The organism is Advenella kashmirensis WT001 (assembly GCF_000219915.2).
GTDB classification, from domain to species: Bacteria; Pseudomonadota; Gammaproteobacteria; order Burkholderiales; family Burkholderiaceae_B; genus Advenella; species Advenella kashmirensis.
Genome location: NC_017964.1, coordinates 2,294,536 through 2,318,755, shown reverse-complemented (window position 1 = coordinate 2,318,755; position 24,220 = coordinate 2,294,536). Strand labels below are relative to the sequence as shown.

The following is a 24,220-nucleotide window of genomic DNA, read 5'->3' as shown; positions in this document are numbered from 1 at the left end:
GGACATGACAACAAGCAACTGGCTACTCCCTGAACATCTATCCGATATTTTGCCCGCAGAAGCGCGCCGAATCGAAGAGCTGCGTCGTGCGATGCTGGACCTGTATCGAAACTGCGGTTTCGAACTGGTCGCGCCGCCGCTGGTTGAATATACCGACTCGCTCTTTGTCGGCAACAGCCAAGACCTTAAGCTGCAAACCAATAAGTTGGTGGATCAGCTCTCCGGTCGCACCATGGGCGTGCGCGCCGACATGACCTCGCAGGTGGCACGCATTGACGCGCACTTGCTCAATCGTGAAGGCGTGGCCCGGCTTTGTTATTGTGGCAGCGTGTTGCATGCACGTCCTTCGGGCTTGCTGGCAGATCGTGAGTTGCTGCAGATCGGGGCCGAAATTTATGGCTACGCCGGCTACGAAGCAGATTTGCAGATTATCCAGCTGGCGCTGGACAGCCTTGCCTGGCGGGTATAGAAAATGCCAGCCTGGACCTGAATCATCCGGGGGTATCGCGCGCGCTGATCGAAGCTGCAGGCCTGCAGGATCAGGCTGGCGAAGTGTTGTCGCTGCTCAAGGAAAAAGATGTTCCCGGCTTGCGACAGCTATTTGAAGCCACTCCCGGGGTGCCGGACGACATTGCTGCTGCGCTGATCCGCCTGCCATCGCTGTATGGCGATGTCGCGGTGCTGGATGAGGCGGCTGCAGCCTTGCCCGATTTGCCGGGCATCCGTGCCGCGCTGCAGGCATTGCGTACGCTGGTGGATGCGCTTGATGTGACTGCTGTCGGAATAGATTTGGCTGACGTCAAGGGCTATGATTATCACTCTGGCGTCAGTTTTGCCATTTTTGGCCGCGGCTGGCCCGATGCCATTGTTCGCGGCGGTCGCTACGACAATGCCGGCACCTCCTTCGGGCGGGCTCGCGCGGCGACCGGGTTCAGCCTGGATTTGCGTAAGGTTTCCGCCGGTCTGGCTCCGGCCGAACCCTCCCGCGCTGTGCGCGCGCCGTGGAGTTCCGATCCTGCGCTGGGTGAAAAGATTCGCCAGCTTCGGCAGGATGGCAATGTGGTAGTTCAGTTTTTTCCGGGTACCACGCAAAGTATTGATGAATTTGTTTTCGACCGTGAACTGGTTTGCGACAACGGTCAATGGATGCTGAAAAGCACCAACTAATCGGGTCCTGCTGATTTGTTCGGCAGGAATAAGATGAACTTTTGTACAAAGTCACTTTTATGAGCAAGAACGTAGTGGTAATTGGCACCCAATGGGGTGACGAAGGCAAGGGAAAGATCGTTGACTGGCTGGCCGAGTCAGCGCAAGGTGTTGTGCGCTTTCAGGGCGGTCACAATGCCGGTCATACTCTCTGGATCAATGGCAAGCGTACCGTCCTGCGGCTCATACCGTCAGGCATTATGCACCCTCATGCCATTTGCTATATTGGCAACGGCGTGGTGCTGTCGCCCGAAGCGCTGCTCAAGGAAATTGAAGAGCTTGAAGCGGCCGGCCTGGATGTGCGCAGTCGCCTGCGCATTTCCGAAGCCTGCCCGCTAATCCTGCCATATCATGTGGCGGTGGATCAGGCCCGTGAAGCCCGCAAGGGTGAAAACAAGATCGGCACGACCGGGCGCGGCATCGGCCCTGCCTATGAAGACAAGGTGGCGCGCCGCGCCCTGCGCGTACAGGATCTGTACGATCTTGATCTCTTTGATGAAAAACTCAAGGAAGTGCTGGAATACCACAACTTTATTCTGACCCAGTACCTGGCGCCGAGCCGGTTTCCTTTGACGAAGTAAAAAACCAGGCACTGGCGCTGGCACCTGTGATCAAGCCCATGGTGGCCGACGTTTCCGCACTGCTGTACCAGGCGGAAAAAGAAGGGCAGCAGCTGTTGTTCGAAGGTGCGCAAGGCGCGTTGCTGGATATAGATCACGGCACCTATCCCTTTGTGACCAGCAGCAATTGTATTGCCGGCGCGGCCTCGGCAGGTGCCGGAGTAGGTCCGCAACGCCTCAATTATGTATTGGGTATTACCAAGGCCTACACCACGCGTGTCGGCTCCGGTCCGTTCCCAACTGAACTGATGGATGAAGTCGGGGCGCACATTGCCAAAGTCGGCAACGAATTTGGTGCGGTAACCGGACGTCCGCGTCGTTGTGGCTGGTTCGATGGCGCCGCGCTCAAGCGTTCTGTCATCATCAACGGCATTAGCGGTCTGTGTGTCACCAAGCTGGATGTGCTGGATGGTCTGGAAAGCATTGGCCTGTGTACCGGCTATATGCTGGACGGCAAAAAAATCGATTTGTTGCCATATGGCTACAAAGCGGTGGAAAGGGCTGAGCCTATCCTTGAAACCATGCCTGGCTGGACCGATTCCACAGTGGGCGTCAAGGAATACGATAAACTGCCGGAAAACGCCCGTCGTTTTCTGACTCGTATCGAAGAAATCTGCGAAGTGCCGGTCGATATTATTTCCACCGGGCCGGACCGTATGGAAACCATTTTGCGTCGCCATCCGTTCCTGGACCAGCCAGCCTGAAGGACAACAGAACATGAGTGCGCCAGAAAATTCTGACAAACATTTGTGGATCAGCTGGGATGAATATAACCGGTTGATCGAACGGCTTGCGCTGGTGGTTCATCAATCCGGCTGGAAATTTGACAAAATCCTGTGCCTGGCACGGGGCGGAGTGCGGGTCGGCGATGTGCTATCCCGTATTTTCGATGTGCCGCTGGGCATACTTGCCACCAGCAGCTATCGTGAAGCCGCCGGCACCGTGCAGGGGCAGCTGGATATCGCCAAATTCATCACCATTACGCGAGGCACGCTCGATGGCCGGGTTTTACTGGTAGATGATATGGTTGACACCGGGCTGACCTTTGCCCGGGTCCAGGAGCACCTGGTTACGCAATATCCTGCCATTACAGAGCTGCGATCTGCTGTTTTGTGGTGGAAAGGCCACGCCAAGGCAGAGCCCGATTATTACATCGATAAGCTGCCCACCAACCCGTGGATCCACCAACCGTTTGAAGATTACGACAGTTTACGACCCCATCAGCTGGAAGCCTGGGTAAGAAAAGGTACACAATCCTGAGCTTTTGTGCTAGAATCCTTGATTATCCAAGATTTTTTCTTCCAATTTTAAAGAACACGCCTACAATTCATGCCTAACGTACGCTTAAAAGAGAACGAGCCATTTGAAGCCGCGCTTCGCCGCTTCAAACGCACTATCGAAAAAACCGGTCTGCTGACAGAACTGCGCTCACGCGAGTTCTACGAAAAACCAACAGCAGAGCGCAAACGCAAGCACGCTGCTGCGGTTAAACGTCACTACAAACGTATCCGTAGCCAGCAATTGCCTCCACGCATGTATTAATGTGTACAGTTGATTCCTGACAGCTTTGTTCAGGACTTGCTGGCACGGGTCGACGTTGTCGATGTTGTTGGCAAGTACGTTCAACTTAGAAAGGGCGGAGCGAATTTACTCGGCCTTTGCCCCTTTCACAACGAAAAATCGCCTTCCTTTACCGTTAGTCCCACCAAACAGTTTTATCACTGCTTTGGCTGCGGCGCGCATGGTACTGCCATCACATTCCTTATGGAGCACACCGGGGCCTCGTTTCCCGAAGCGGTGCGGTCTCTTGCTGCGAATGTGGGTATGGTCGTGCCTGAAGAGCAGCGCAGCCCGCAGCAACAGGTGCGTGCGCGCGAACAAAAAGCGGAAGTCAATCGGCATCAGCAGGTCCTGGAGAAAGCCAGGTGCGTTATCTGGCGCTGCTCAGGGAAAGTCAGGATGCCATTGCCTACCTCAAGCAGCGGGGCATTACCGGCAAGACTGCCAAGCTATTTGGGCTGGGCTGGTCTGGCCATGATCGCAGCGGGCTAAAGCAGGTTTTTGACAACTACGATGACCCATTGCTGACCGAAGCTGGCCTGGTCATTGAGTCCGATGACGGCCGCCGCTACGACCGTTTCCGTGAACGGATCATGTTTCCCATCATTAATGCGAAGGGTAATCTGATCGGCTTTGGCGGTCGAATCATTGGCAAGGGCGAGCCCAAATACCTGAATTCTCCGGAAACCCCGGTATTTAACAAGGGTCAGGAGCTGTACGGCCTGTGGGAAAATCGCCAGGGTATCCGGCAAGAAGGCTGTGTGCTTGTTGTTGAGGGTTACATGGACGTAGTGGGTCTGGCGCAGCAGGGTATCGGGTTTGCGGTGGCCACGCTGGGCACAGCTACTACGCCGACCCATATCCAGAAATTGCTGCGCACCAGCGATCGCATCATTTTCAGTTTTGATGGCGACGGGGCGGGGCGTCGTGCGGCCTGGAAAGCGCTGAATGTGTGCTTGCCGTTCTTGCGTGACGATATCTCCTTACGATTCCTGTTTCTGCCCAATGAACACGATCCTGATTCCTTTGTGCGCGATCTGGGCCCGGAAGCGTTTCGCAAGGAGCTTGCACAGTCCCGCGTGCTGTCCACCTTCCTGCTTGAAGAACTGGCTTCGCGCCATAATCTGAACGAAGCCGAGGGCAGGGCAGCCTGCCTGCATGAGGCCCGGCCCCTGATCTCGGCTATCCCGGCTTCGGGTATTCGGACGCAGATCGAGAATGACTTTGCCAAGCTGGTCTCATTGACCTCGGCTGAGTTGCTAACCGATCTTGCTCGTTTTGAAGAAGCGGCACAAAAGCGTCAGGAATGGCAAAAAACACTGCCCGATGCGCCTGCCAAAAACCAGGGCGCAGCTCAGGATGGCTCTCCATTTGGCTCGCCATTTGATACAGCGCCAGCGTCGTTTGAGCCCAAGCCATCTGCCCGTTTTGGGCGTGCCGGCGCCGTCGAGGTGGTCGCCAGGTAACGCCGCTGGCCCGCAGGCTCATCAAGTTGCTGGCCTCCAATCTGGAGCTGGTTCATAAAATAACCGACCAGCAACTTGAAGTTTTGGGGTTCAGCCCCAATTTGCTTATGTAAGGGAATTTATTGCATTTGCCCAGACCACTCAGGCAACACATCTTGCGGCGCTCATACAACGCGCCGAGCCCGGCTCCGAAATAGCCAATATGCTGACTGGTCTGACAATTGACTCTTTCGACGAGGATGCCTTACCCGACCCCGCCGCAGAGTGGAATGATGCGCTGCGCAAAATCGAATTCGAACGCCTGAACCAGGATAAGGAAAACCTGGTTGTCGGTGGCTTGAAATCCGCAGCGGATCGCGAACGATACAAGGCCATCAATGCCCGTATCAGATTGTTAAAATAAGGGTTTTATAAATTACTCGTGTATAATGTAAAGTTTGCTCGTCTCTATATATGCGCCTCCTTTTGCTGCTTAAATAAAAAATAACAAGCGGCAAAGCAGTGCGTGGTTTTGTTGTTTTTGTTTTGTTTGTGTTGATCTGAGATTGCCGGAACTGACTATGACCAAATCCAGTAGTAAACCAACTCCTTCCAAGACAGCAGTTAAGAAAGTGACCGCAAAGTCTTCTTCGAAAACCACCGCACCAGCCAGTTCTGCCCTGAAAAAAGGCAAAACGGTGCCAGCAGAGACCAAGGCAAGTCCTTCAGTGAAAAAAACGGCGGCTTCAGGCAAAGTCAGTAAGGCCGCCAAACCGGAAATGAATGTGAAAGATACTGCTGCAAAAGTAACCAAGTCAGCGCCTTCGGCTAAACCCGGGACAAAGGCACCGGCCAGCAAAACGGCGACAGCTGCGCAGGCAGAAGCCAAAACTGTAAAAACGGTCGCTGCCCAGACGCCAGCCAAAGGGGCATCGGCCCGCCCGGCTGCCAAAAAGGCCCCGGCCAAAACGGCTGCGTCCAAAACAGTGCAGGCAAAAGCTGACCTGGATGACACGGACTTCGATCTGGACGACACCGATCTGGATCAGGAAAAAGCCGGTAAACGCAAGCCCAAGGTTGGAACAGGCCGTAAGCCTGGCCGTCCGTCAAAAAACAAAAGCAATGACGAAGATGACGAGTTTCTCGAATCTGAAGACGGCGAAGTAGAAGAGGTGCCCGATTTCAAACCGGCCAAGCGCGGCAAACGTGGTGCGAAAGATGCCAAAGAGGTATCAAGTCGCGGCCCGGTCTCGCCTGAAGAACAGGAAGCGCGCCGCAATCGTCTTAAACTGCTCATCAAACTGGGCAAGGAACGGGGCTACCTCACCTACGGCGAAATCAATGACCATCTTCCCGATGATCTGGTAGATGCAGAGGCCATTGACGGCATCATCAGCACTTTCAGCGACATGGGCATCTCGGTCTATGATCAGGCGCCTGATGCAGAAGCGCTGCTGCTGAGCGACAACGCACCCGTTGCATCATCCGACGACGACGTGGAAGACGAAGCCGAAGCTGCGCTTACCACGGTGGATTCCGACTTTGGTCGCACCACCGACCCTGTCCGCATGTATATGCGCGAAATGGGTACGGTCGAGTTGCTGACGCGTGAAGGCGAGATCGAGATTGCCAAGCGTATTGAGGAAGGCCTCAAGCACATGGTCATGGCTATTGCTGCCTGCCCGACTACGATTCAGGAAATTCTGAATCACATCCAGCGCGTTCGCGATGGCCAGGCGCAGATTGATGAAATCGTTGATGGCCTGGTCACCGAAGACGGCGAAGAATATGCCGGCTCAGGCGTGCAGGAAGAAGACGAGAGTGACGACGGCCCGGCCGGCGGCATGAGCAGCAAGCAGCTGGAAATGCTGCGTCAACAGGCGCTGGAAAAATTCGATTCCGTCGAAAAATGGTTCGGCAAAATGCGTACTGTTTACGAGCAAGGCGGCTACCGTACGCCCGACTACATTCGTGCCCAGGAAGCCATTCTTGAAGAACTGATGGGTGTGCGTTTTACCGCCAAAATGGTTGAGCGCCTTGCAGACACGCTGCGTAACCAGGTTGAGGAAGTGCGCCAGCTGGAACGCGCCATCCTGCATACCTGCGTGGATCGTGTCGGCATGCCACGTTCTTACTTCATCAAAGTATTCCCCGGTCAGGAAACCAATTTGAACTGGGTGCAGGATGAAGTGAACAAGAACGCTGCCTACGCAGAAACGCTAGAGCGCTCCATTCCTGATATCCATGAAATTCAGCAAAAACTGATAGACCTGGAAAATACCGTTGTTCTGCCTCTCAAAGATCTGAAAGACGTGAACAAGCGCATGGTCACCGGCGAAGCCAAGGCCAAGAAAGCCAAGCGCGAAATGATCGAGGCCAACTTGCGGCTGGTTATTTCTATTGCCAAGAAATACACCAACCGCGGCCTGCAGTTCCTTGATCTGATTCAGGAAGGCAATATAGGCCTGATGAAAGCCGTGGACAAGTTCGAGTACCGTCGTGGCTACAAGTTTTCTACGTACGCCACATGGTGGATTCGTCAAGCCATTACGCGCTCGATTGCCGACCAGGCACGCACGATCCGTATTCCGGTTCATATGATTGAAACCATCAACAAGATGAATCGTATCAATCGTCAGATTCTGCAGGAAACAGGCACCGAGCCCGATCCGGCAACACTGGCGCAGAAAATGGATATGCCGGAAGAGAAGATCCGCAAGATTCTCAAAATTGCCAAAGAGCCCATTTCCATGGAAACGCCGATTGGTGATGATGATGATTCGCATCTGGGCGACTTCATCGAAGACAACGCCACACTGGCGCCATCAGACAACGCGCTGTATGGCTCCATGCGCGATGCCTTCAAGGAAGTGCTCGACTCTTTGACGCCACGCGAAGCCAAAGTGCTGCGCATGCGTTTCGGTATCGGCATTAGTTCGGATCAGACGCTGGAAGAGGTGGGTAAGCAGTTTGACGTGACCCGCGAGCGGATCCGTCAGATAGAAGCCAAAGCGCTGCGCAAGTTGCGTCATCCAAGCAGAGCTGATAAACTTAAAAGCTTTCTTGAAAACCAGTAATTAAATTTGCGGGTTGTACGCAGAGATTTGTATGAATATCTGCTGCTAGTACCGGCAATATTTAAATGTGGTGGGCAGGAAAAAAGCCGGAAATTGGCCGCATTTGTCAGGTGTTTTATACACAAGGTAGTCTGACAGGCGGCCAAAATAATGGATACCCCCTGTAGCTCAGTTGGTTAGAGCAGAGGACTCATAATCCTTTGGTCGCTGGTTCGAGTCCAGCCGGGGGGACCAAAGTAGTAATAAAATCAATGCCTTACAAATTAATGTTTGTAGGGCATTTTTTACGTCTGTCGCTGGTTACCCTTTGGTTACCCTTTTGAAATGGATGGCTATGGAAAAGTAGGGCGTTGTTTTTAGGATAAATCAGGCGCCCATTTTGGTCTGTGTCCTCGATTCGGAGTAACCAGTTACTTAGGTAGGGCTTCTCAAACCGACCCTATCCACCGATTGGGTTACTAACAAAGTCATTAAAGGCCTCATCGGATATGCCGTCGGGCAAAGCTGGTATCTGTATCCATTTTCCCTCTGAGCTGTCACTGAGATGCTCTAGGCGCTTCCACACGGTTCCATCTTCGGCCAATGCAAAAAAAAGATGTATACGGCTGCCTTCATAGGGGGAAGAAACTGCTATCTGTACTATTTTGCTAGGCATATAACCTCCTTGTTGAATGAGCGCCTATCATATCCGGTAAATATGACATTTTGTTACTGGGGTATTCCACCATTGGTGGAAACCTCTCGATTTCAAATCCGAAAGTCGCATTTCAGATGCGGGTTGCTTTACCCGCCAATGGCGGACACTCACTCAATTTGAGTAAGTCACACATCCATCGCTCGGTACGGGTCCAGCAGCCGTTTGTAGGTCAGGTTATCCACCGACCGGTTCTCGATCTTGCTTTCCCGATTCTCGTACAGATCGCCTACGGCTAGCAGGATCGCTGCGGTAACGGGCGCCGGCGTCGGAATTGGCATGGCAGCCAGATTCAGATAGTCCAGCACACCAGCGGTCGCCGCATCAATGTAGGTCTGGATCAGCGTGTCTTCAAAGTCGTGATCGACGCGCATGTGCTCTTTAGCTTGGGTTACATCAACCATTGTTTACTCCGGTTTCAGCCATGACTGTAATCATGGTCTTGTCGTTGTTTGGCAAAATGCCATTAATATTGAATATCTGGTCATCCAGCAGGACGCGATAGGATGATTTCAGGCCCGGTATGTACCGCATGATGATTTTCCATGTCGTGCCTGCCTGTTCAGTGCTGGAGGCGAAAAACTCCCGGCCACTGATTCCCTGAACCTGCGCCCAGGTGATAGCCACCGTCTCCCAGCTTAGAATCGGCTGGCCGGTGGGTCCCGATCCTTCTACCTGTTTCTGAATCGTTATTCGGTGCTTCAGTTTGCCTATATCCATGTCAGTTCCTTAAATAATAGTTGGCGGCCACCGATGGCGGAGAATCGCACCCAGGATTAAAGGGCCAATAAATTCCATCGCGCCGCCTGACGGGGTTTTCGCTAAATGAGGCACTCACCGTCTGATCCTCATCTACCCTCTCCGCTTGCAAGCCTACAAGCGGTCCCCGGTAGCTGGGGAGAACATCATGCAAAATCGAATTCATACGCTTCATATGTCTGTTCCACTTCGGCGCCACCAGCAGCACCGAAAGCCATTGCCATCGCTTGCATACCGTCAATGCGGCCCGTTGCTCGGCCCTTGTCCAGTTTGCGATTGCCGGCTGGGTCTTTCGTTACTACAGCATTGGCAGCGCACATAGTCAGGACCGGATGCATCGCATGAGCCACGCGGCCATTGAGCAATTCAGCTTCCACGGCATCCAGGCCGGGGACATATCCTTAAACCCTTGTCCGAATGGCATCAACGGCAACGTCACGCCCAGCCGTTCAAACTCACGCATCATCAGGTCCATGCGCCAGCGGTCATACGCAATGGCTTGGACGTTCAAGTCAGCCAGAATCTCGACAATCTGCATCGCCACATATTCGTAATCCACGGTTGCGCCTGGTGTCGTGTGCAATAGCCCTTGTCTGGCCCATACGTCATACGGGCTTCTGTCTTTGTGCGCTCGATCCGCTATTCCTTGCTCGGGTGTCCAGAAATGCGGGACTGTCTGCCAGACACCATCCACTTTGCCGATAATGACCAAGGCGGTCAGGTCGGTACGGGCAGACAGGTCCAGGCCGGCATAGACAGGGGTATCCTCAAAATCAAGGACACTACCACCACACGACTTCCACACATCGGGGGAAACAAACGGGCTTTCGGTCGATACCCTTTGATTGAGCAGCAGATTACGGGCGCTGTTCTCCATTGATGGCATCCGCTGCGCCTGCTTCATCTGTTCGGCCAGATCATCTTCAGAGCGGAATAATCCGAGTGCTGGGTTTGCCGCTTCCCATGCCGATTTATCCATCAGATCGCAGCCTTCTGGTGCCGCATACACATGAGACACAATCCGGGGATCGTCGGACGTTTTCGCGTCATCCAGCCAGATAGACAACAGATCGGCATCGGTGGCGGCCTGGGTACTGATAATCAACAGCAACGGGTTTGCGTGTGCGCCCTGACTGGTCGTGATCGCATCAATAAAGTCAGACTGCGGGCCGCGTACCTGGCCCATTTCATCAAGGATAGCCAGGACCGGGGAAAGGCCGTGGGCGGTCTTGCCATCAGCAGCAAGAGCCCTGTATTCCGTGTTCATATTCAGACCCAGCAGGCGTTTGCCGCTCGGGACAATGCGCACGATCTTGGCCAGTTTCGGGGATAACTGAACCATCTTGGCCGCCAGGTTGAAAACCAAAGCAGCCTGATCGCGGGACATGGCACCAGACACGATCTGACTGTTCAGTACCGCTTCGGGTCCGACCAAGTGAGCCAGCAGCAGGCCAGCAATCAGGCCGGATTTACCGTTTTTCCTGGCAATGCTCAAATAGGCCCGGCGGGTGCCTGCGGGGTTGTCGTAAACAGCCCGGATAAATTCTTTCTGAAAGTCAGCCAGTACCAAGGGCTTACCGACGTGCGCACCGTCCGGCGTCACGCAGTATTTTTCGATAAACTGAATCACTTTCCCGGCGCGTGTCATTTAACGGCCCTCAGACGTGGGATAAGGTCGTCGTCATCGTCCTGACGGGCATCACGCTCCAGTTTGGCAGCATCCACAGTATCAGCAGACCGTCCCACCGTAGCCAGGGCATGAACCTGCAATACACGGGTCAATGCGATGGCGCGTTTACTCAGTGTCTCCAGCATCTGCGCAGCAGGATTGATCTTGCCCTCGATCACATAACCATCTACATCAATCTGGCGTTGCAGTTCCTCAATATCGGATTGCGCGCGTGCCAATTGCGCAGCACTCACCAGATCAACATCAGTCCAGTTATCCCTGGCTTTGGATAGGACGATACGGTCCCAAAATGGGCGGTCTGCGGGTCGCAACGTGATACAGTCTGGCGGGTCCAGGGGCGGCATTGCAGCGTTCTGGGCGGCCTCTACGGCAGCTTGGCGGTATCTGTACGGGCGCGTTTGTCAGTCGTTTTCATAGTCGACCTTTGCAGTCAGCGTTAAATGAACACTGGAGGGGCGGTCTAGCGCCATCGGTTGCTGGTGATTTTTTCCACGCAGCCGGCAGCCCATCCACATCGCATCCCTGATTCACGCGCTTGCCGTGGTCAGCAGCAGTCTTGAGCGAATGGCACGCATGGCACAGCCCCGCTAGGTTCTCGGGTCTGTTATCACTTGGATCACCACTCACATGATCCACATCAGTTGCAGGTGTCACGATGCCACGCTCATTGCAATGGCGACACAATGGCTCTTGGGACAGCACCACAGCACGCAGCGCTGCCATCTGCTACTGTTCAGGGGTATGGTGCGGCGTGGGTCAGCATCGCGCCCTGTGCTCTTGGAGCGGCGTTTCAACTGTTCTTCCACAATTGAACCCATCACCGGTAATCTAGGCTTGAGTGTCGGTAGCTTTGGCATCGTCAATTCCCTTAATGGCTGGCAGGTTCTCCAGGCGGCGCGCTTCACTTTTCAGCATCCAGCCAGCATCAATACCTGATTTATAGAACTCTGCGCGAGCGGTGCTATCACCACGCAATAGACCTTCCACGCTGTGCTCTGGCTTGTATCGTTTGCGGCCTGCCTGTGTGAGCAGTTGCTTTGATATGGCCTGTTCCCATGCCACCAGGTGCCGGCGTAAGCATAGGGTCACAAACTGTCTGGCAAGCTCTACTGAGTTGGAATAGTTCGCACTCTCCATGCTCTGAGCAATCACAGGCGCACTCGGAATAGTCGGCATACTTCAATCACTGAGAACTTCCGGGCCTCGATCCATTCGGCATCCTCAAGGGACATGGATATGGTCTGGTACTCGACACCCTGATCCAAGATGGCAGTCTTGCCGGCATTGGCGCCACCACTGTATTGACTATCCCAGGACGTTTTCAGACCTGTACGCTGTTCTGGCTTCAGGTGCTGTGGGAATTTGAGAATGCCAGACAGCCGGGTGCCGTTACTGAATGTCGCGTTACCGTGATCTCGTTCAGCAATGGACAGCTCGATCGTTTCCCGGCTGGCCTGTATTGGAGACACGCCCATCAGCACATCATCACCGGCGCGGTGTTTCAGGTGGAATACTTCATCTTGCAGCAGCTTGTGTACTGTGCCTTTGTGGTCTGAGTACTCGTAGATCAGGCCGGTGGCAGTGCGCAGGATAGACACGCGGTCCGGGTGGATCGGGTGCAAGGCAGTGACCTGGCCATCCCATCCACGTTCTATGCGAGCGTAGGCATTGCCTTTGAGCAGTACGCAGGCCATCATCCACTCTCGGAACTCCAGGGCGGTCTGGTGCGGGTTTGCAATGTCGTGGAGAACACCGTACAAGGAATGATCTTTTGCCTTGGTGCGGGCATCGTCACGTTCGTACAGGTGCAATGGCAGGCTGGCTATCGTCTCGCTGATTGCGCTGGTGCAAGCGTAAACGGCGCTTACTGATTGCGCCGTCTTGTCGTTTACTGGTCCGGATCGTAGGGCCTGCCAGTTCTCCCAATAATTATCACCATCGGCGCGTTTCTCGAAACCGAATCGGGAAAGTAGTTTTTTTATCATAGTGTTTCCATCCACAGCTTACGCAGGTGCGCATCGCATGATTGCTTGACCATCGCGTCCAGGCTGCGCAAGGCAACCGTGGTCTGCGGATAGGCTGGGTTCGCTGTCAGGGTAATTTCGGCCAGATCCACGTCCAGCAGTTCGCGGGTGAATTTGTCGCCTGCTACCCATTTATCGGATCGGGTCGTGAAACCGAATGAGCACCCGGCAATATCGCCGCGGCGAATCAGTTCGGCCACATCGCGGCCATGCGTGGTATCTGGTAAATCCAATTCAAAGGCTAGGCCTTTGTCATCCTCACGCAATGACAGCGTACCGGCTCGGGTCGTACCCAACAGTTTTCCGGCGTCATGATCGAATAAGGCGCGAATGCTGGACTCAACCAATGAGCGGCGAAAGGCACCTTTCCTGACCACTTCCCGAAATTCGCCTAAATCAGTTGGTGAATCAAACAAGGCGGCATAACCCCAAACGCGGGACCGTGTAGCCTTAATCTCATTGCTTGTTCGTAGTTCCAGCATTCGCATTACTCCTTATGCGCCAGATGCCACTGTGACTTTGACGAAAGCCTCAGGGTGTCGTACAGCAGCACCAGCAGTCATCATTGCCCGAACCAGCACGTTACCTTTTGAGTAGCAGTCTCTGCGTATGGATTGACCAGAATATCCACTTCGGACCAGACACCCAGCAGCATTTGTGAGAAGTCACCCAACAGCAGAGTGTCAGCCGGCATCTGGTTTGTGATACTGGCTGGCACATCCCCGATACTGCCAGTCGTGGCAAGGTAGTTTCCTGTACCGGTTTCTTTCTGAGTACCGCGCAGCAGCTTCATTACTGTGGGGTTGGTCAGGTAGCGATAGCCCGTCACATTCAGCACATCAAGCATGTCAGACAGTTCTAGGATTTCAGCCCAGGTCGGTACAGCGGACAATGTGCCAGTCTGGATTCCTACTGTGTTCAGGATGCCCAGCGGGTCTTTGACGCCTGAACCGTTAATCAGGGCCGTGTCCAGTGCTTGAGCCATCACGGCGTTCAGATCATCACGCACCAGGCCGTTAATGTCAGGCTGGATTGTTGGATCAACTGCCGGGACAGTTCAGTCAGCGCGCCCACATGTTTCGGCTCCAGGCGAACGTCATCGAAAGACATGTCGCTGGCGGTCAAGGCTTCGTTTTCAGAAACCCAGCCGGCAATCAGTGAAGCGCCATGCTTTGGCACCACCACATCGCCACGAAGGCCAGTCAGAGTGCGAACACCCATTGAACGCATCAGCAGGGAATTACGCAGGGGGCCAATGTATTGATCGGCGCGGAAGTCATCAGGGGTAATCTCGGCTGCGGTCGTGGTCGTTGATACGCGAGTCTCGAAAGCAGACATCGGGACATACACGCCCTCGGCTTTGCGGCCATTGCGAACCTCAGCCTCTTTGTTGAACTCGGCCAGTGCACCAGATACACCGCCACCCATCTGACTGCGGATCGCGTCCAGTACGGTAATGCGTTGCTCGACTTTGGCGAATGCGGGGTCAGGTTTTGCGCCACGCTCAATGTCAGCCAGGAAGGCGGCACGTTGCTCTTGGGCTTCCAGGGATTGATGGTGGATTTCATTGCATCGAATGATGCTGATTCATCGCAAGACAAATCGCGTTTTTCAGCAGCAGCTTTGTCCAGCAGTGTGCGCATCTGCGCGGCGGTTTGGGCTTTGGATTCCCGGATTTCAACAATGTTCATTGGTCAGTACCTTTCTTTACGTAAATAGGTAGCTGATAAATATCATGTATTCCTTAATGGAAAGAGGCTCTTTTTATGGGATGGATGGTACTGGATTGGAATGGAAATATCGCCGTTGTTTTTTGTGCGTAGTCCCATATTCGGGACACCCTGTCCGCGATTCGGGACTGTGGGCGCAACATGACATTGCGTGACATCACCGTGATAGGACGGATTACGGCCTAGTACGTAATCCGTCCACCATTGGTGGTTGGACTACTTCGTGGGCCGCACTACCAGATAATCCGCATCGCCAAATAGGATTTGTCCGCTATATTCGTAGCCTTCCTGATCGCAAAATGCCTTTACTGCTTCCCCTTTCGTGTCCCCGTAGGGTGCCAAGTCCGTATGTGCGACCCAAAATAGGTTTACGTCCATACCGTCGACCCGCAATGCTGTAATTCGTGGTTTATTCATCGTTATTTCCTTGTACAGATGGCTGTATATATAAAGTCACCGAAAATCGGTAATATCAAAATGGCGTTTTGTGCTTGTATTGAACCGAAAATCGGTCAATAGGAGGGGTTCATATTACCGAAAATCGGTTCAATGGAGCCTTCCTATTGACCGAAAATCGGTCAGTCATTTTGTTTTTCATCCCATAGTAAAAATGAGTCTTTTACAAAATCTACCGGCTTGAGATCCATCTCTGGAGTGTAATCCAATGGGCGCCATGTCAGGCCGTACCATGCGCCACGCCTCGGAAGGCAGGGTAGCCGTGTCATTTGGATGAAACGCCTGTCTTGGAGTTCCTGCCGCGCTCGACTTAAAGTATCGTTGCTGTTCCAGCCGCGCTTTTTCAGTGCTGTGAGAGTAACGTGTATCTGGCCATTGTTGTTGCCATTGTAGAGGCGCATTACTTCCAGCAGCAGGCGTGTCCCGGCACCCGACAGGCTGGCAAATGCCGGGCAGTCCAACACCTTGTGAGGCACCGCGCAGAAGCGGCCACCTATCGGGTGTTCTGATCGTTTGTGACGTGCCATTCATCGCGTCCCCCGCAGTAAAAAGTACCGTTTTACGCGGGTCGGTTTGAATCGGGTCTCGACAACTTCCCATTGGCTGTATATGTTGTGACCGTCCTTGCGCAGGTCGGCAATGGTGGAATGAAGGCAATGATCGCCAATGCGCTCGGCCTCAAAACGGTTCAGGCTGCGGTCGTGGAGTGTGCCAAGGATAGATGCTTTCTTGGTGATGGTAGCCATGTCACACCTCGCCACGGCTTTTCTTGATCTGTTCCTGTACCCAGGCTTCCACCTCGGACAGTAACCAGCGTTTGGAACGATCACCGATTGAAATGGGGCGGGGGAATCCCTCGCTTGCCATTTTGTTATAGATCGTTTGGGTAGACCGGTAGCCGGTCTGCTTCTTCACATCACCGATGTTGAGTAATATAGTTTGATTCATAATAAATCCCGTTAATAAGCGTTAGTGGAACTACGGGATTGATTATGTATTTGTGTAGATAAATCAGATAGATAGCTGAACCGGTACGGTGCGCACTATGCCGGTAGAATGCTCACTGTACCGGTAGGGTGATGGTTTCTTTTTCCCACTCGCGGCACCAGTCCTCGACTTTCTTGGTGCTAGTCAATTTCTCGACTTTATCCATCATGTCTCTTGCAAATGCCGCCTTGCTTTTGTACTGTGATTTATCGGCCTGCCAATTTTTCCAGCATTCTTTTATGAACTGTTTTTCTTGCTGTTTTGGGTCTTTGGCCAATTTTTTTGCTATTGCGCTTTTGCCGATTTTTGATAAATTTCGCGCAACGTTATTTTCAATATCGTCTTGTGAAGTAACCGAGTTCAGGCACAAAAATAATTGGGTTTGCATGCTCAGAGGATTATCTCGAAGAAATTCCAATAGCTCTTGTCGGGCAGCCGAACCTATTTGTGGGTCATAATTTTTCCCCCACACTTGTTTAGATACCTCCCTGTATCGAGCATATGCGGCCTTGTATTCTCGTATCTGATCGAAAGCCGTGTTAATTCGCTTATACATCAGATCTATTTCTTCGCCGTAGAGCTGAAACATTTTCTCTGGATTGTTCCGATATTTAAAGGCTTCTAAAGCTAAATCTCTCTCTTCTTCAGATCTAAAAAAAACAAATGAGGACCACGCATCACTATTGGCATCATCGCCAATAAGGCTCACAATTTCCAAGGTTTCAGAATCAGATAATTTCCGGTCGGCCTTACGAGTTGAATTTTTTTTCTTTTCCATTTTTCAGTCCTCTACAAAGTCCGTTCAATAGGTGCCAGCGCCAGGCCGGTGGACTATACCGGTTTTTCCTCCCGTCGGAGTAGGCGCTGGGCTTAGGGGATCAAGTGCGGCGGTAGACTTCCACGTCGCGAACATCCAGTGTTTCTACAGCATCAGGTTCACACTTTTCTAACTCTACGAGTTTTGCTATCGCCTCCCCACTGGTGTCACCCAGCACATAAGTTATGCGACCATTTACCTTCAAAGAATATTCTGTCATTTCTGTACTCCTTACGCCGTTTGCTCGTTGACTGATTCTTTTAGCTTATCCAGATACTTAGCCGTTGAGCTAATCGCTGAATATCCAGAGTCACCCTCTACTAAAAGCGTGGACAAGAAATACTCTGTTGTTGTGTCTTGCCCGTTTTCGAGCCGATCTCTTAACGCGATCGACAGCGCAACACTTCTTTCCGCTTCATATTTCGCGGTTTCTAAGCTCTCGCGCAGCACGTTCAGTTCTTCTACATCTATACTAATGGTAGCCATGGTTCTACTCCTTATAAGTAGGGTTGTGGTTAGGTCTGGTCGGTAGGCTAATACCGGTCAGGCCGCATTAAAATGAATCACATCGGCGCCTTTCTGCTCCAGAACGTTGTACAGCTTGAGCAGGGCAGATCGCTTTTCTGGTAAATAATCATAAGCATCATAGTGCTTGGCCTGTACCCCGGTTATGCCATGCGATTGCAAACGCCCCCGGATTTCTTTACTTACCCCCAGGCTTGCCAATAGCGTCTCTACGCCGCTTCTGATCTGTTTGGGCTGGAAGGTTGGCAGCACATCAGCAACAGCAGCTTGCGCCCAGCCGGACAGGGTGGCGTTACTGATATGGGTTCTCCCGTTCTCAGTGCTCAGGGCATACAGCCCCATAGGGCCGGCTTCATCAAGTGCTTTTCGGGCTGCGGGGATCAACGGCACGATATGCTGTCTCACTTCGCCCCCGGGCCTGCCTTTGCCGTCATACAAGGTAATGTGTTCTTTTGTAATGTCGGCAGTGAGCAGGGCCACCAGTTGCTGGATCCGCTGGCCACCAGTGAGCAGATGCAAACGGATCACGGCACCACGCAGGCCAGGAACGTCCTTTATGGTCTGCCAGTAGGTAATCAGATCGGCCTTGTGCAATGGGCGCTTGTCTGCTTGGTTCGATTTCTTATCAGGCTTGGTGTCAGATGCGGGATTGAAGTTGATCTTGTAATTCTTGAAGGCCACCGGTATTGAAGCGTCCAGCCGCGCATCTTTGGCAACCTGGAAAGCAGCCCTGATATAGGATCGGACCTTATTGGCTGTGCGTCCTTTGCCTGCCTCATGTACTTTGCGAATAATATTCACCACGTCATCGGGTGTCAGGGAAGTGGCGGGTAGGGCGGCCAGATCCGGCCAGGCATCGATTACATGGCGGGTTAACACGTTCCGGGCTTCACGGTGGGATATGCGCCCCAGCTTTTCGAGATAATCGCTGTACGCCAGACACAATTTCTTGACTGTCCATTCTTTGGCCTCGACCTTCGCCTGATACTGGCCGCGCTCCCGTTCTTTCTTTTCGTCTAGCAGGGCAGGGTAGCCACCGGCATCTTTGTTTTCCAGATGCGCATGTGCTATTTCTTCGGCTTTGCGAATGGCGGCAGGAATGCTGTACCCCAAAACCGTGGGTTTCAGCGACTTGGGCGGCGCACGGTCATCGAATAGGCCAATCGGGACACGAACTTGTTTGCCGTTCAATTTGCTGCGCCAATAGAATTGGATGGCTCCGGTAGATAGCAGGCGCGCTTCCAGGCTGCCGGCCACTTGTATGGCGCACAGCTTGCGGAATTTTCCCGGTTCTAAATCCTTTATTGCCTTGTACATTGCGCATTATCCAATCGGGTGAACTGTTACCCCCAATCCCCTTGCCAAGCTGGTTACCCTTTGGTTACCCTTTGGCGTTGGATGGGTTTAAGTCGCTAATTTATCAGATTGGAAATTAAAGTCAATGTTTATGCGGGTTTTGAGACTTCCATTAAAATCCAATGAAGCTCAGTTTGCCTTAGTATTTCAAGGACTCATAATCCTTTGGTCGCTGGTTCGAGTCCAGCCGGGGGGACCAAGAAAGTACTTTAGAATCAAGTAATTAGCCGCTCCGTCAAGCGGCTTTTTTCTTGTCTGAGTCCTTGGTGTGGCGTAAGTGTGGCGTAAATTCCGTCGCATTGACGTAATTTGCCAAATGGCCAGCATCCAAATGGGCATACTTCTGCACCATCTCGATAGTTTCCCATCCCCCCAATTCTTTGAGCACCATCAGCGGCGTGCCCGATTGGACATGCCAACTTGCCCAGGTATGACGCAAGTCATGGAACTTGAGCGGTTTGATGCCCGACAAAATGGCCGCGCGATCTAGCGTGCGTTTATCTACTTGGGTCACACGTTTGCCGCTTTCGCGTGTGAAACAATATCGGCGACCAGATCGACGCTATTTACAAAGGCTTCATGCACTTAAAGAAGCGCGGAACGAAGTTCCCACCCGAAACGATGGCCTGGTTGGATCAGGTCACCAAAGTCAAAGAAACTTTCAATACCGGCACGCCGAATGGTATGGATGACCGATTAGCGCGTCTGGCGCGGGCAAAGGAGGTTCTATGCTGAACTGGCAGATCGGATGGAAAGGCTATGCGATTGGCGCTGGCCTAGCTCTGGCGGCCGCGTGGGGCTATGGCCAGTGGCAATACCATGCCGGCCATGCCGCAGCCGAGCAGGAACGTGCGGTGACCGACCTGAAACAGTACAAACAGGCCGCCAATGATCTATTGACCGCCACTCAGGCCGCGCAGCCGGTTCTGGACGGGATGCAATCCAAATTCACCACATTCCAAGAGGCGTATAAAAATGAAATGCGTATCAACCCTATTGATTGCGTCGGTACTGATGGCCGGCTGCGCTCAATCCTCGATCTCTACCCGGCCACCACTACCAGGCGGAATGACTGAATGCGTCGAGCCAAAGCCGCCGAAGGATGCGCTTTACGATTCGATCGCTCTGGCGCTGGGAGATGCAATTACACGATTCTACGAGTGCAAGGTCAAGCATGACTTTGTTGTAAAGCAGTGGTGAGCATCCAAGCGGAGCTATCTACTATATTGTTCCCTCTGTTCCGATCCATATGTTTTCGTTGATGCTGAGAAACTCAGGGGTCATTACCGAGTTTAAATATCTATATTGGCATTCAGGTTTTCCAAACTCCACCGGTTCGCATACCAATTGCGCGCGGTATCCAAAACACGTTGCATACCCAAGTTGTAAACCACCACTAATTTCGGGAAAATCTTCTGAATCTATAGCCGCTTTAATTGCTCGCCTTGGCGCTCTTTCTGTTGGAGAGCCTGCCCGTGATTTGCTGATTTCATTCAATAATAGCTCATGCATCTCAGACTTTTTGCTTCCTAAATAGATATATGTTCCAGCTTTCAGATCGTTTAATACCTCAGTGTGAAATTGCATGCCGTCTGTCTCGGTAGATATGGTGGAAAATAGCGCAACAGAGAATTTTTTTTCCACATGACAATACCCAAATATCGCGATTTCGAATCCTTTACCCTGCACATAGCCATATTCATTCCACGTTTTTTTAACAAATGTCCCTATGTATGTCGCTATTTCACTTAAGGATGGTACGGTCTTATTCAAGCTGATCAAATTTGTGATTAACGGCATGACTTCGAGGTATACATTTTGTGCAATGAGTGTGCTTCCAGCAAACGCCAATGCGACCGTATGTTCGTAGTATGGGAACGTAAAAAAGCCGTCAGGACCTGGTGCACGGCATATAACCGGAAGTGTTAGTATCTTAACCCCTGAACCCATACTTAATGTGTTCCCCGTGGATATGCCGGAGTCTCCCGCCGCTTGCAATCTCACTATTTCAGATCCTTCAAACTCCGGCCAAATATATATTGCAGTCATTACCATTCACCTCTTTTGTAATTTAATTGCTCGCTCGCGTCATTGCCTGATGTCTGCTATTTCTGCATCATTTGAAAAATTTCGATGTTCTGTTGAGCTGCAGTCGAGTTTCGGTTGGCTACTTGAATGGAAGTATGATGACAGGTTATGATTCGCACCGACACTCTGGTCGATAAAAACAAATGAAGTCGTCGTGCCTGAGCTCCCACCAATACAATGCATTTCAAGGCGGGCATTCTATCGATTACTTCCATAAGATAATCTTGCGCCTCGATAATCTCAGAAGGTTTGGGCGATCGAATTTTGCTAAAGTCAACTTCTCCGAGATACCATGGCACCGTGTTCCAAATCGCAATTTCACTCCGGTTGACGCCGGCAGTCGCCAACTGTGCACTCAGATTTCGGGCAGTAGCGTCGTTATTGTCAAACGATATGTACCCTGACTTGACAGAACCTTGGCCAGGAGCCTCCAAAAGGAATAGATATTGTGCATTCTCGTTCCCATTATTTGGATCAAACCCAGGAACGTTCTTCGTACCTTTAATCAATCGAATCTTTTCAACCGTCTCGGTAAACATCATATTTGAAAACTCCTCAGCGGCATTGGAGAATACTATCCCCGTTTCTATGAGTGCAAGGGGAAGAATGATTTCGTGGTGAAACAGTGGTAAAGTTTATTGGTCCAATTAGGATTTGTTCGGGAATTTTTCGAGCAATTTCAATAGTAAATCCCTGAACCCAAAATCGTTATCAGAGTGCCCTGGCAGCTGTGCGTGTCGAGTGAAAAGTTTGGGTGCCATTTCTAGTAATATCTTCTCAGCATCATTTTCATTTACCCTGGCAAGGTAAGGTGGTAAGGCAGAGATGTCCAGTGCAGTTTGTCTGAAATGGTATTGGTAATTTCTATGTCTTCCCGCCTCTTTTGCTAGATAAGCCGGTATGGCAGATAGAATAATAAGAGTTAGAGCTTTAATGATGGCTTGTCCAAGTGAAATATTTTGTTCGAGCGTTGTATACAGTAAATATACTGCAAATACACCAATCGCAATCATTATCGTAATTGCTGCGATTTGGAATAGATCAGCGGTTTGCCCCTCCTCCTCGGCGCGCTTATTGAAGTCACTGGTAAGTCCGCGATCGGTCACGACTCCCATAAACTCTTCTATCTTACTAAGATGGTTATCTAATTTCGTTTTTGCGTTGCCAAATAACTCATCTGCTTTTTCTAATTCATCACTGTACTGACCGTTTAGATGATCAATTCTTCTTTCAGCCTCAGAGAGTTTGCGGTCTAGTTCAATTGATTTAGTAGTGAAATCCCCCTCCAAATTTCCGATAAGTGCTTCAAACCTGTCACGCTCCTTTTTAACAAAATTATTGATTCGAAAAGGCAGCCCTTCGATAGTATTTGACGATAGTCGATCAATTTTTGCTATTTCTTTATGTATATATTTACGTAGCCCATCCGAGAAATTAGTGTCTTGAGTAAGTGCCTCGTTTGCATCGTTAAATATGCGCCAAGCCGCAATGAGTGCATGGGCAGATTTAATAGTTTCATCTATGCTAGAAGAGCGGCCTAACTCAGTCGCATATTTTCGAATTTGATGAAATATATGGCTGCGTATAGTCATGGATCGCAATTTTTCATTTTCTAAATCGCCTCCATTTGTATAATCCAGCAATGCACTATCTAAGTGAATCCCAAGGTTTTTAAGTTCTTCGAATCTAGTTATTTTTTCAAGTTCTAGATCGTCGTTGTTTTGATTATTAAGTTCCACTGCTAAACCTTCCAGGGCTATGAAAAAATAGTTAAAACTTCAGGACTTATTTTCGGGGTGTTGCTGAAACAGCCGTTGGGCAAACAATTGCCTTAAAACCGGCAGTATATTACAGATTGTATCAAAGCGGTTCGTTTGAGTCTTTCCGTTGATACGTAGAATTCCCCATTCTCTTCGTCACCTCATACCACTCAAACGCCGATTCCGGCCGGGCCACAGACAATAATTCCTTAGCCTGGTCGACCGTGGTAGCAGGATCCATCCATTCTCGGGCGTGCTCGGCGGTCAAGATGATGGGCCGGCGGTCGTGCACATCAACCATGCCCTTCGCGGCGGCGTCAGTCACAATCGCAAAGCCGGTCGTCATTTCGGACTCTTTCCAGTTGAGATCGGGACGCCAGCCAGACACGGCGGCCATCCATAGCGGTTTCTGGTCATGCGGCCTGATGTACCAGGGCTGCTTATTGGGCTTTTCCCCGGTCCACTCGTACCAGCCGTCAGCCGGAACAATCATACGTCCGTGCTTCATTGGCCCGGACCACCAGTTGCCGCCCGACAGGATCTTCTTGATGGTGGCGTTTGGGCTGACAAATCTTCGCTCTGCCCAGGGCGGAAGATATTGCCAACGCCAGCGCCCGATAACAGGCTCACCCGTCAATTGGTGAATAACCAGCGGCTTGCTTCCCGGGGGAACGTTATGAGTCGCAGTGGGCCGCTCAAGTGTGAACAGCTCGTGCATATTCGTAAAAATATTGGCAAAGTACTCGTCCGGCTCACGGCTCTGGCTGATTCTTCCGCACATCAAACCCATCCCTGCGTTTTTCTATACGTTATTCAGCCCGGTGCAGCTTATCCGCAGCTGAGTTGCTAAGTGGAACATTAATCTTTGAAAGGCCCTATACGGGAAAACCCCCATTTTTTTAATCAGAGTAACAACGTTACTATTCACGATAACAATGTTACACCAACGGTTTTTTGGCGCCATCCGATCCCTTGTGTGATCCGATTCGCCCAAATGAAGATAATCGTGTCGGTGCCTCGAATAGGGCGCGAATCGGACATTATTAAGGAATGAATATGGCATTACCTCTATCGGTAGCTGATGAAAAAACTGGCGAGATACCGTTTGAAGTTGCAACGCGGCTCGACAGCGTTGTGCTTGAAATTTTTTCGAGCACTGACTTTCACTGCGTTGATATGCGTTCGATAGCTCGACAAGCGTCGATGAGCTTCGCAACGATATACAGGTATTTTCAGAATAAGGAAAAACTTCTCTTTTGGTTTATTGCCCGCTGGCTTGAACCTTTGAATCAAGCGGCTCAGGATGTTCTAGAGACTGACAAACCGTTGAAACAAAAACTCTATGATCGTTTGGCAGTCCATCTGGATTTCTATGAAAAAACCCCAATGTCGGACGAGTGATCTTTTTGACGGTTCCGCTTGAAAC

28 protein-coding genes, 2 tRNA genes and 5 pseudogenes are annotated in these 24,220 nt (G+C 51.6%); 12 read left to right on the top strand and 23 right to left on the bottom strand.

Annotation, left to right across the window (positions count from 1 at the left end; translation table 11 throughout):
* Positions 1 to 4 precede the first annotated feature (4 nt).
* From TKWG_RS10875 to TKWG_RS22535, 6 genes and pseudogenes are all read left to right on the top strand, one after another.
* Positions 5 to 1,167 (top strand): annotated as a pseudogene (locus TKWG_RS10875) (ATP phosphoribosyltransferase regulatory subunit).
* 59 nt (positions 1,168 to 1,226) lie between these two features.
* Positions 1,227 to 2,530 (top strand): annotated as a pseudogene (locus TKWG_RS10870) (adenylosuccinate synthase).
* A gap of 13 nt (positions 2,531 to 2,543) precedes the next feature.
* Positions 2,544 to 3,086: a phosphoribosyltransferase gene (locus tag TKWG_RS10865; protein ID WP_014750884.1), complete on the top strand. Its 543-nt coding sequence runs from the start codon at positions 2,544 to 2,546 to the stop codon at positions 3,084 to 3,086.
* A gap of 69 nt (positions 3,087 to 3,155) precedes the next feature.
* Entirely contained in the window at positions 3,156 to 3,368 is a 213-nt protein-coding gene (gene rpsU / locus TKWG_RS10860; protein ID WP_014750883.1) for a 30S ribosomal protein S21, read from the top strand.
* A gap of 9 nt (positions 3,369 to 3,377) precedes the next feature.
* Positions 3,378 to 5,048: pseudogene (dnaG, locus tag TKWG_RS10855) on the top strand (DNA primase); the annotation flags it as partial.
* Between the two features lie 6 nt (positions 5,049 to 5,054).
* Complete coding sequence (locus TKWG_RS22535) at positions 5,055 to 5,255, top strand: hypothetical protein (protein ID WP_081489274.1); 201 nt, start codon at positions 5,055 to 5,057, stop codon at positions 5,253 to 5,255.
* 69 nt (positions 5,256 to 5,324) lie between these two features.
* Here the strand turns inward: TKWG_RS22535 and TKWG_RS23280 are convergent, their stop codons facing one another.
* Positions 5,325 to 5,645, bottom strand: a complete 321-nt coding sequence (locus TKWG_RS23280) for a hypothetical protein (protein WP_148274528.1) — start codon at positions 5,643 to 5,645, stop codon at positions 5,325 to 5,327.
* On the opposite strand from TKWG_RS23280, the gene rpoD reads away from it, so the two are divergent.
* Positions 5,611 to 7,908 (top strand): RNA polymerase sigma factor RpoD, encoded by a 2,298-nt coding sequence (rpoD, locus tag TKWG_RS10850; protein WP_081489387.1) that lies wholly within the window; start codon positions 5,611 to 5,613, stop codon positions 7,906 to 7,908. The genes TKWG_RS23280 and rpoD overlap by 35 nt on opposite strands.
* Before the next feature lie 157 nt (positions 7,909 to 8,065).
* Positions 8,066 to 8,142: transfer RNA gene (locus tag TKWG_RS10845), tRNA-Ile, on the top strand.
* A 588-nt stretch (positions 8,143 to 8,730) separates the two neighbouring features.
* Here TKWG_RS10845 and TKWG_RS10835 read toward each other — a convergent pair.
* The 10 genes and pseudogenes from TKWG_RS10835 to TKWG_RS24880 form a co-directional block, all read right to left on the bottom strand.
* Complete coding sequence (locus TKWG_RS10835) at positions 8,731 to 9,006, bottom strand: head-tail connector protein (protein WP_014750879.1); 276 nt, start codon at positions 9,004 to 9,006, stop codon at positions 8,731 to 8,733.
* On the bottom strand, positions 8,999 to 9,322 hold the full coding sequence (locus TKWG_RS10830) for a phage head closure protein (RefSeq protein ID WP_014750878.1): 324 nt from the start codon (positions 9,320 to 9,322) through the stop codon (positions 8,999 to 9,001). Before TKWG_RS10830 ends, TKWG_RS10835 begins: the two co-directional genes overlap by 8 nt.
* A 185-nt stretch (positions 9,323 to 9,507) precedes the next feature.
* Positions 9,508 to 9,699, bottom strand: a complete 192-nt coding sequence (locus TKWG_RS27110) for a hypothetical protein (protein WP_407636923.1) — start codon at positions 9,697 to 9,699, stop codon at positions 9,508 to 9,510.
* Positions 9,684 to 11,009, bottom strand: coding sequence for a terminase TerL endonuclease subunit (locus TKWG_RS10825; RefSeq protein WP_407636842.1), 1,326 nt, complete (start codon positions 11,007 to 11,009; stop codon positions 9,684 to 9,686). Before TKWG_RS10825 ends, TKWG_RS27110 begins: the two co-directional genes overlap by 16 nt.
* Complete coding sequence (locus tag TKWG_RS10820) at positions 11,006 to 11,395, bottom strand: putative TerS protein (RefSeq protein WP_014750877.1); 390 nt, start codon at positions 11,393 to 11,395, stop codon at positions 11,006 to 11,008. The genes TKWG_RS10825 and TKWG_RS10820 overlap by 4 nt, the downstream gene beginning before the upstream one ends.
* 67 nt (positions 11,396 to 11,462) lie before the next feature.
* The gene (locus TKWG_RS27105; RefSeq protein WP_014750876.1) at positions 11,463 to 11,774 is read right to left on the bottom strand and encodes an HNH endonuclease; all 312 of its coding nucleotides are present in this window, start codon (positions 11,772 to 11,774) and stop codon (positions 11,463 to 11,465) included.
* 105 nt (positions 11,775 to 11,879) lie between these two features.
* Complete coding sequence (locus TKWG_RS25985) at positions 11,880 to 12,227, bottom strand: phage portal protein (protein WP_264300237.1); 348 nt, start codon at positions 12,225 to 12,227, stop codon at positions 11,880 to 11,882.
* Positions 12,200 to 13,036: a phage portal protein gene (locus TKWG_RS10810; protein ID WP_264300236.1), complete on the bottom strand. Its 837-nt coding sequence runs from the start codon at positions 13,034 to 13,036 to the stop codon at positions 12,200 to 12,202. The genes TKWG_RS25985 and TKWG_RS10810 overlap by 28 nt, the downstream gene beginning before the upstream one ends.
* Entirely contained in the window at positions 13,033 to 13,557 is a 525-nt protein-coding gene (locus TKWG_RS10805) for an HK97 family phage prohead protease (protein ID WP_014750875.1), read from the bottom strand. Before TKWG_RS10805 ends, TKWG_RS10810 begins: the two co-directional genes overlap by 4 nt.
* Before the next feature lie 80 nt (positions 13,558 to 13,637).
* Positions 13,638 to 14,413 (bottom strand): annotated as a pseudogene (locus TKWG_RS24880) (phage major capsid protein).
* A gap of 123 nt (positions 14,414 to 14,536) precedes the next feature.
* Here TKWG_RS24880 and TKWG_RS24875 point away from each other — a divergent pair.
* Positions 14,537 to 14,794, top strand: coding sequence for a hypothetical protein (locus TKWG_RS24875; protein WP_014750874.1), 258 nt, complete (start codon positions 14,537 to 14,539; stop codon positions 14,792 to 14,794).
* A 589-nt stretch (positions 14,795 to 15,383) separates the two neighbouring features.
* Here TKWG_RS24875 and TKWG_RS10790 read toward each other — a convergent pair.
* The 7 genes from TKWG_RS10790 to TKWG_RS10765 all read right to left on the bottom strand — a co-directional run bounded on the left by TKWG_RS10790 (position 15,384) and on the right by TKWG_RS10765 (position 18,907).
* Positions 15,384 to 15,788, bottom strand: a complete 405-nt coding sequence (locus tag TKWG_RS10790) for a hypothetical protein (RefSeq protein WP_014750872.1) — start codon at positions 15,786 to 15,788, stop codon at positions 15,384 to 15,386.
* On the bottom strand, positions 15,789 to 16,007 hold the full coding sequence (locus tag TKWG_RS10785; RefSeq protein ID WP_148274527.1) for a helix-turn-helix domain-containing protein: 219 nt from the start codon (positions 16,005 to 16,007) through the stop codon (positions 15,789 to 15,791).
* Between the two features lies 1 nt (position 16,008).
* Positions 16,009 to 16,209 carry a helix-turn-helix transcriptional regulator gene (locus TKWG_RS10780; RefSeq protein ID WP_014750870.1) on the bottom strand — a complete coding sequence of 67 codons (201 nt, stop codon included), beginning with the start codon at positions 16,207 to 16,209 and terminating at the stop codon, positions 16,009 to 16,011.
* 112 nt (positions 16,210 to 16,321) lie between these two features.
* Positions 16,322 to 17,026 (bottom strand): hypothetical protein, encoded by a 705-nt coding sequence (locus tag TKWG_RS10775; RefSeq protein ID WP_014750869.1) that lies wholly within the window; start codon positions 17,024 to 17,026, stop codon positions 16,322 to 16,324.
* A 100-nt stretch (positions 17,027 to 17,126) separates the two neighbouring features.
* Entirely contained in the window at positions 17,127 to 17,285 is a 159-nt protein-coding gene (locus TKWG_RS23645) for a hypothetical protein (protein ID WP_171815157.1), read from the bottom strand.
* A gap of 11 nt (positions 17,286 to 17,296) precedes the next feature.
* On the bottom strand, positions 17,297 to 17,551 hold the full coding sequence (locus tag TKWG_RS10770; RefSeq protein WP_014750868.1) for a hypothetical protein: 255 nt from the start codon (positions 17,549 to 17,551) through the stop codon (positions 17,297 to 17,299).
* Between the two features lie 57 nt (positions 17,552 to 17,608).
* Positions 17,609 to 18,907 carry a tyrosine-type recombinase/integrase gene (locus TKWG_RS10765; protein WP_014750867.1) on the bottom strand — a complete coding sequence of 433 codons (1,299 nt, stop codon included), beginning with the start codon at positions 18,905 to 18,907 and terminating at the stop codon, positions 17,609 to 17,611.
* Between the two features lie 165 nt (positions 18,908 to 19,072).
* Here TKWG_RS10765 and TKWG_RS10760 point away from each other — a divergent pair.
* A tRNA-Met gene (locus tag TKWG_RS10760) sits at positions 19,073 to 19,145 on the top strand.
* Between the two features lie 36 nt (positions 19,146 to 19,181).
* Here the strand turns inward: TKWG_RS10760 and TKWG_RS10755 are convergent.
* Positions 19,182 to 19,505, bottom strand: a pseudogene (locus tag TKWG_RS10755) (tyrosine-type recombinase/integrase); the annotation flags it as partial.
* Positions 19,506 to 19,674: 169 nt separating this feature from the next.
* On the opposite strand from TKWG_RS10755, the gene TKWG_RS10750 reads away from it, so the two are divergent.
* The gene (locus TKWG_RS10750) at positions 19,675 to 20,022 is read left to right on the top strand and encodes a hypothetical protein (protein ID WP_014750865.1); all 348 of its coding nucleotides are present in this window, start codon (positions 19,675 to 19,677) and stop codon (positions 20,020 to 20,022) included.
* Between the two features lie 145 nt (positions 20,023 to 20,167).
* On the opposite strand, the gene TKWG_RS10745 is transcribed toward TKWG_RS10750, so the two are convergent.
* From TKWG_RS10745 to TKWG_RS10730, 4 genes are all read right to left on the bottom strand, one after another.
* On the bottom strand, positions 20,168 to 20,995 hold the full coding sequence (locus TKWG_RS10745; RefSeq protein ID WP_014750864.1) for a hypothetical protein: 828 nt from the start codon (positions 20,993 to 20,995) through the stop codon (positions 20,168 to 20,170).
* A 56-nt stretch (positions 20,996 to 21,051) separates the two neighbouring features.
* Positions 21,052 to 21,576: a uracil-DNA glycosylase gene (locus TKWG_RS21510; protein ID WP_014750863.1), complete on the bottom strand. Its 525-nt coding sequence runs from the start codon at positions 21,574 to 21,576 to the stop codon at positions 21,052 to 21,054.
* A 105-nt stretch (positions 21,577 to 21,681) separates the two neighbouring features.
* Entirely contained in the window at positions 21,682 to 22,773 is a 1,092-nt protein-coding gene (locus TKWG_RS10735) for a hypothetical protein (protein ID WP_014750862.1), read from the bottom strand.
* A gap of 121 nt (positions 22,774 to 22,894) precedes the next feature.
* Positions 22,895 to 23,575, bottom strand: coding sequence for an SOS response-associated peptidase (locus TKWG_RS10730; protein ID WP_014750861.1), 681 nt, complete (start codon positions 23,573 to 23,575; stop codon positions 22,895 to 22,897).
* Between the two features lie 275 nt (positions 23,576 to 23,850).
* Between TKWG_RS10730 and TKWG_RS10725 the strand changes: the two genes are divergently transcribed.
* A complete protein-coding gene (locus TKWG_RS10725) occupies positions 23,851 to 24,195 on the top strand; it encodes a TetR/AcrR family transcriptional regulator (protein ID WP_014750860.1) in 345 nt (114 codons plus the stop codon).
* Positions 24,196 to 24,220: the final 25 nt, after the last annotated feature.

Coding starts and splice junctions, on each gene's coding strand:
- TKWG_RS10865 (WP_014750884.1), top strand. CDS start 2,544: ATGAGTGCGCCAGAAAATTCTGACAAACATTTGTGGATCAGCTGGGAT.
- rpsU (WP_014750883.1), top strand. CDS start 3,156: ATGCCTAACGTACGCTTAAAAGAGAACGAGCCATTTGAAGCCGCGCTT.
- TKWG_RS22535 (WP_081489274.1), top strand. CDS start 5,055: ATGCTGACTGGTCTGACAATTGACTCTTTCGACGAGGATGCCTTACCC.
- rpoD (WP_081489387.1), top strand. CDS start 5,611: ATGAATGTGAAAGATACTGCTGCAAAAGTAACCAAGTCAGCGCCTTCG.
- TKWG_RS10835 (WP_014750879.1), bottom strand. CDS start 9,006: ATGGTTGATGTAACCCAAGCTAAAGAGCACATGCGCGTCGATCACGAC.
- TKWG_RS10830 (WP_014750878.1), bottom strand. CDS start 9,322: ATGGATATAGGCAAACTGAAGCACCGAATAACGATTCAGAAACAGGTA.
- TKWG_RS27110 (WP_407636923.1), bottom strand. CDS start 9,699: ATGCATCCGGTCCTGACTATGTGCGCTGCCAATGCTGTAGTAACGAAA.
- TKWG_RS10825 (WP_407636842.1), bottom strand. CDS start 11,009: ATGACACGCGCCGGGAAAGTGATTCAGTTTATCGAAAAATACTGCGTG.
- TKWG_RS10820 (WP_014750877.1), bottom strand. CDS start 11,395: ATGCCGCCCCTGGACCCGCCAGACTGTATCACGTTGCGACCCGCAGAC.
- TKWG_RS27105 (WP_014750876.1), bottom strand. CDS start 11,774: ATGGCAGCGCTGCGTGCTGTGGTGCTGTCCCAAGAGCCATTGTGTCGC.
- TKWG_RS25985 (WP_264300237.1), bottom strand. CDS start 12,227: ATGCCGACTATTCCGAGTGCGCCTGTGATTGCTCAGAGCATGGAGAGT.
- TKWG_RS10810 (WP_264300236.1), bottom strand. CDS start 13,036: ATGATAAAAAAACTACTTTCCCGATTCGGTTTCGAGAAACGCGCCGAT.
- TKWG_RS10805 (WP_014750875.1), bottom strand. CDS start 13,557: ATGCTGGAACTACGAACAAGCAATGAGATTAAGGCTACACGGTCCCGC.
- TKWG_RS10790 (WP_014750872.1), bottom strand. CDS start 15,788: ATGGCACGTCACAAACGATCAGAACACCCGATAGGTGGCCGCTTCTGC.
- TKWG_RS10785 (WP_148274527.1), bottom strand. CDS start 16,007: ATGGCTACCATCACCAAGAAAGCATCTATCCTTGGCACACTCCACGAC.
- TKWG_RS10780 (WP_014750870.1), bottom strand. CDS start 16,209: ATGAATCAAACTATATTACTCAACATCGGTGATGTGAAGAAGCAGACC.
- TKWG_RS10775 (WP_014750869.1), bottom strand. CDS start 17,026: ATGGAAAAGAAAAAAAATTCAACTCGTAAGGCCGACCGGAAATTATCT.
- TKWG_RS23645 (WP_171815157.1), bottom strand. CDS start 17,285: ATGACAGAATATTCTTTGAAGGTAAATGGTCGCATAACTTATGTGCTG.
- TKWG_RS10770 (WP_014750868.1), bottom strand. CDS start 17,551: ATGGCTACCATTAGTATAGATGTAGAAGAACTGAACGTGCTGCGCGAG.
- TKWG_RS10765 (WP_014750867.1), bottom strand. CDS start 18,907: ATGTACAAGGCAATAAAGGATTTAGAACCGGGAAAATTCCGCAAGCTG.
- TKWG_RS10750 (WP_014750865.1), top strand. CDS start 19,675: ATGCTGAACTGGCAGATCGGATGGAAAGGCTATGCGATTGGCGCTGGC.
- TKWG_RS10745 (WP_014750864.1), bottom strand. CDS start 20,995: ATGACTGCAATATATATTTGGCCGGAGTTTGAAGGATCTGAAATAGTG.
- TKWG_RS21510 (WP_014750863.1), bottom strand. CDS start 21,576: ATGATGTTTACCGAGACGGTTGAAAAGATTCGATTGATTAAAGGTACG.
- TKWG_RS10730 (WP_014750861.1), bottom strand. CDS start 23,575: ATGTGCGGAAGAATCAGCCAGAGCCGTGAGCCGGACGAGTACTTTGCC.
- TKWG_RS10725 (WP_014750860.1), top strand. CDS start 23,851: ATGGCATTACCTCTATCGGTAGCTGATGAAAAAACTGGCGAGATACCG.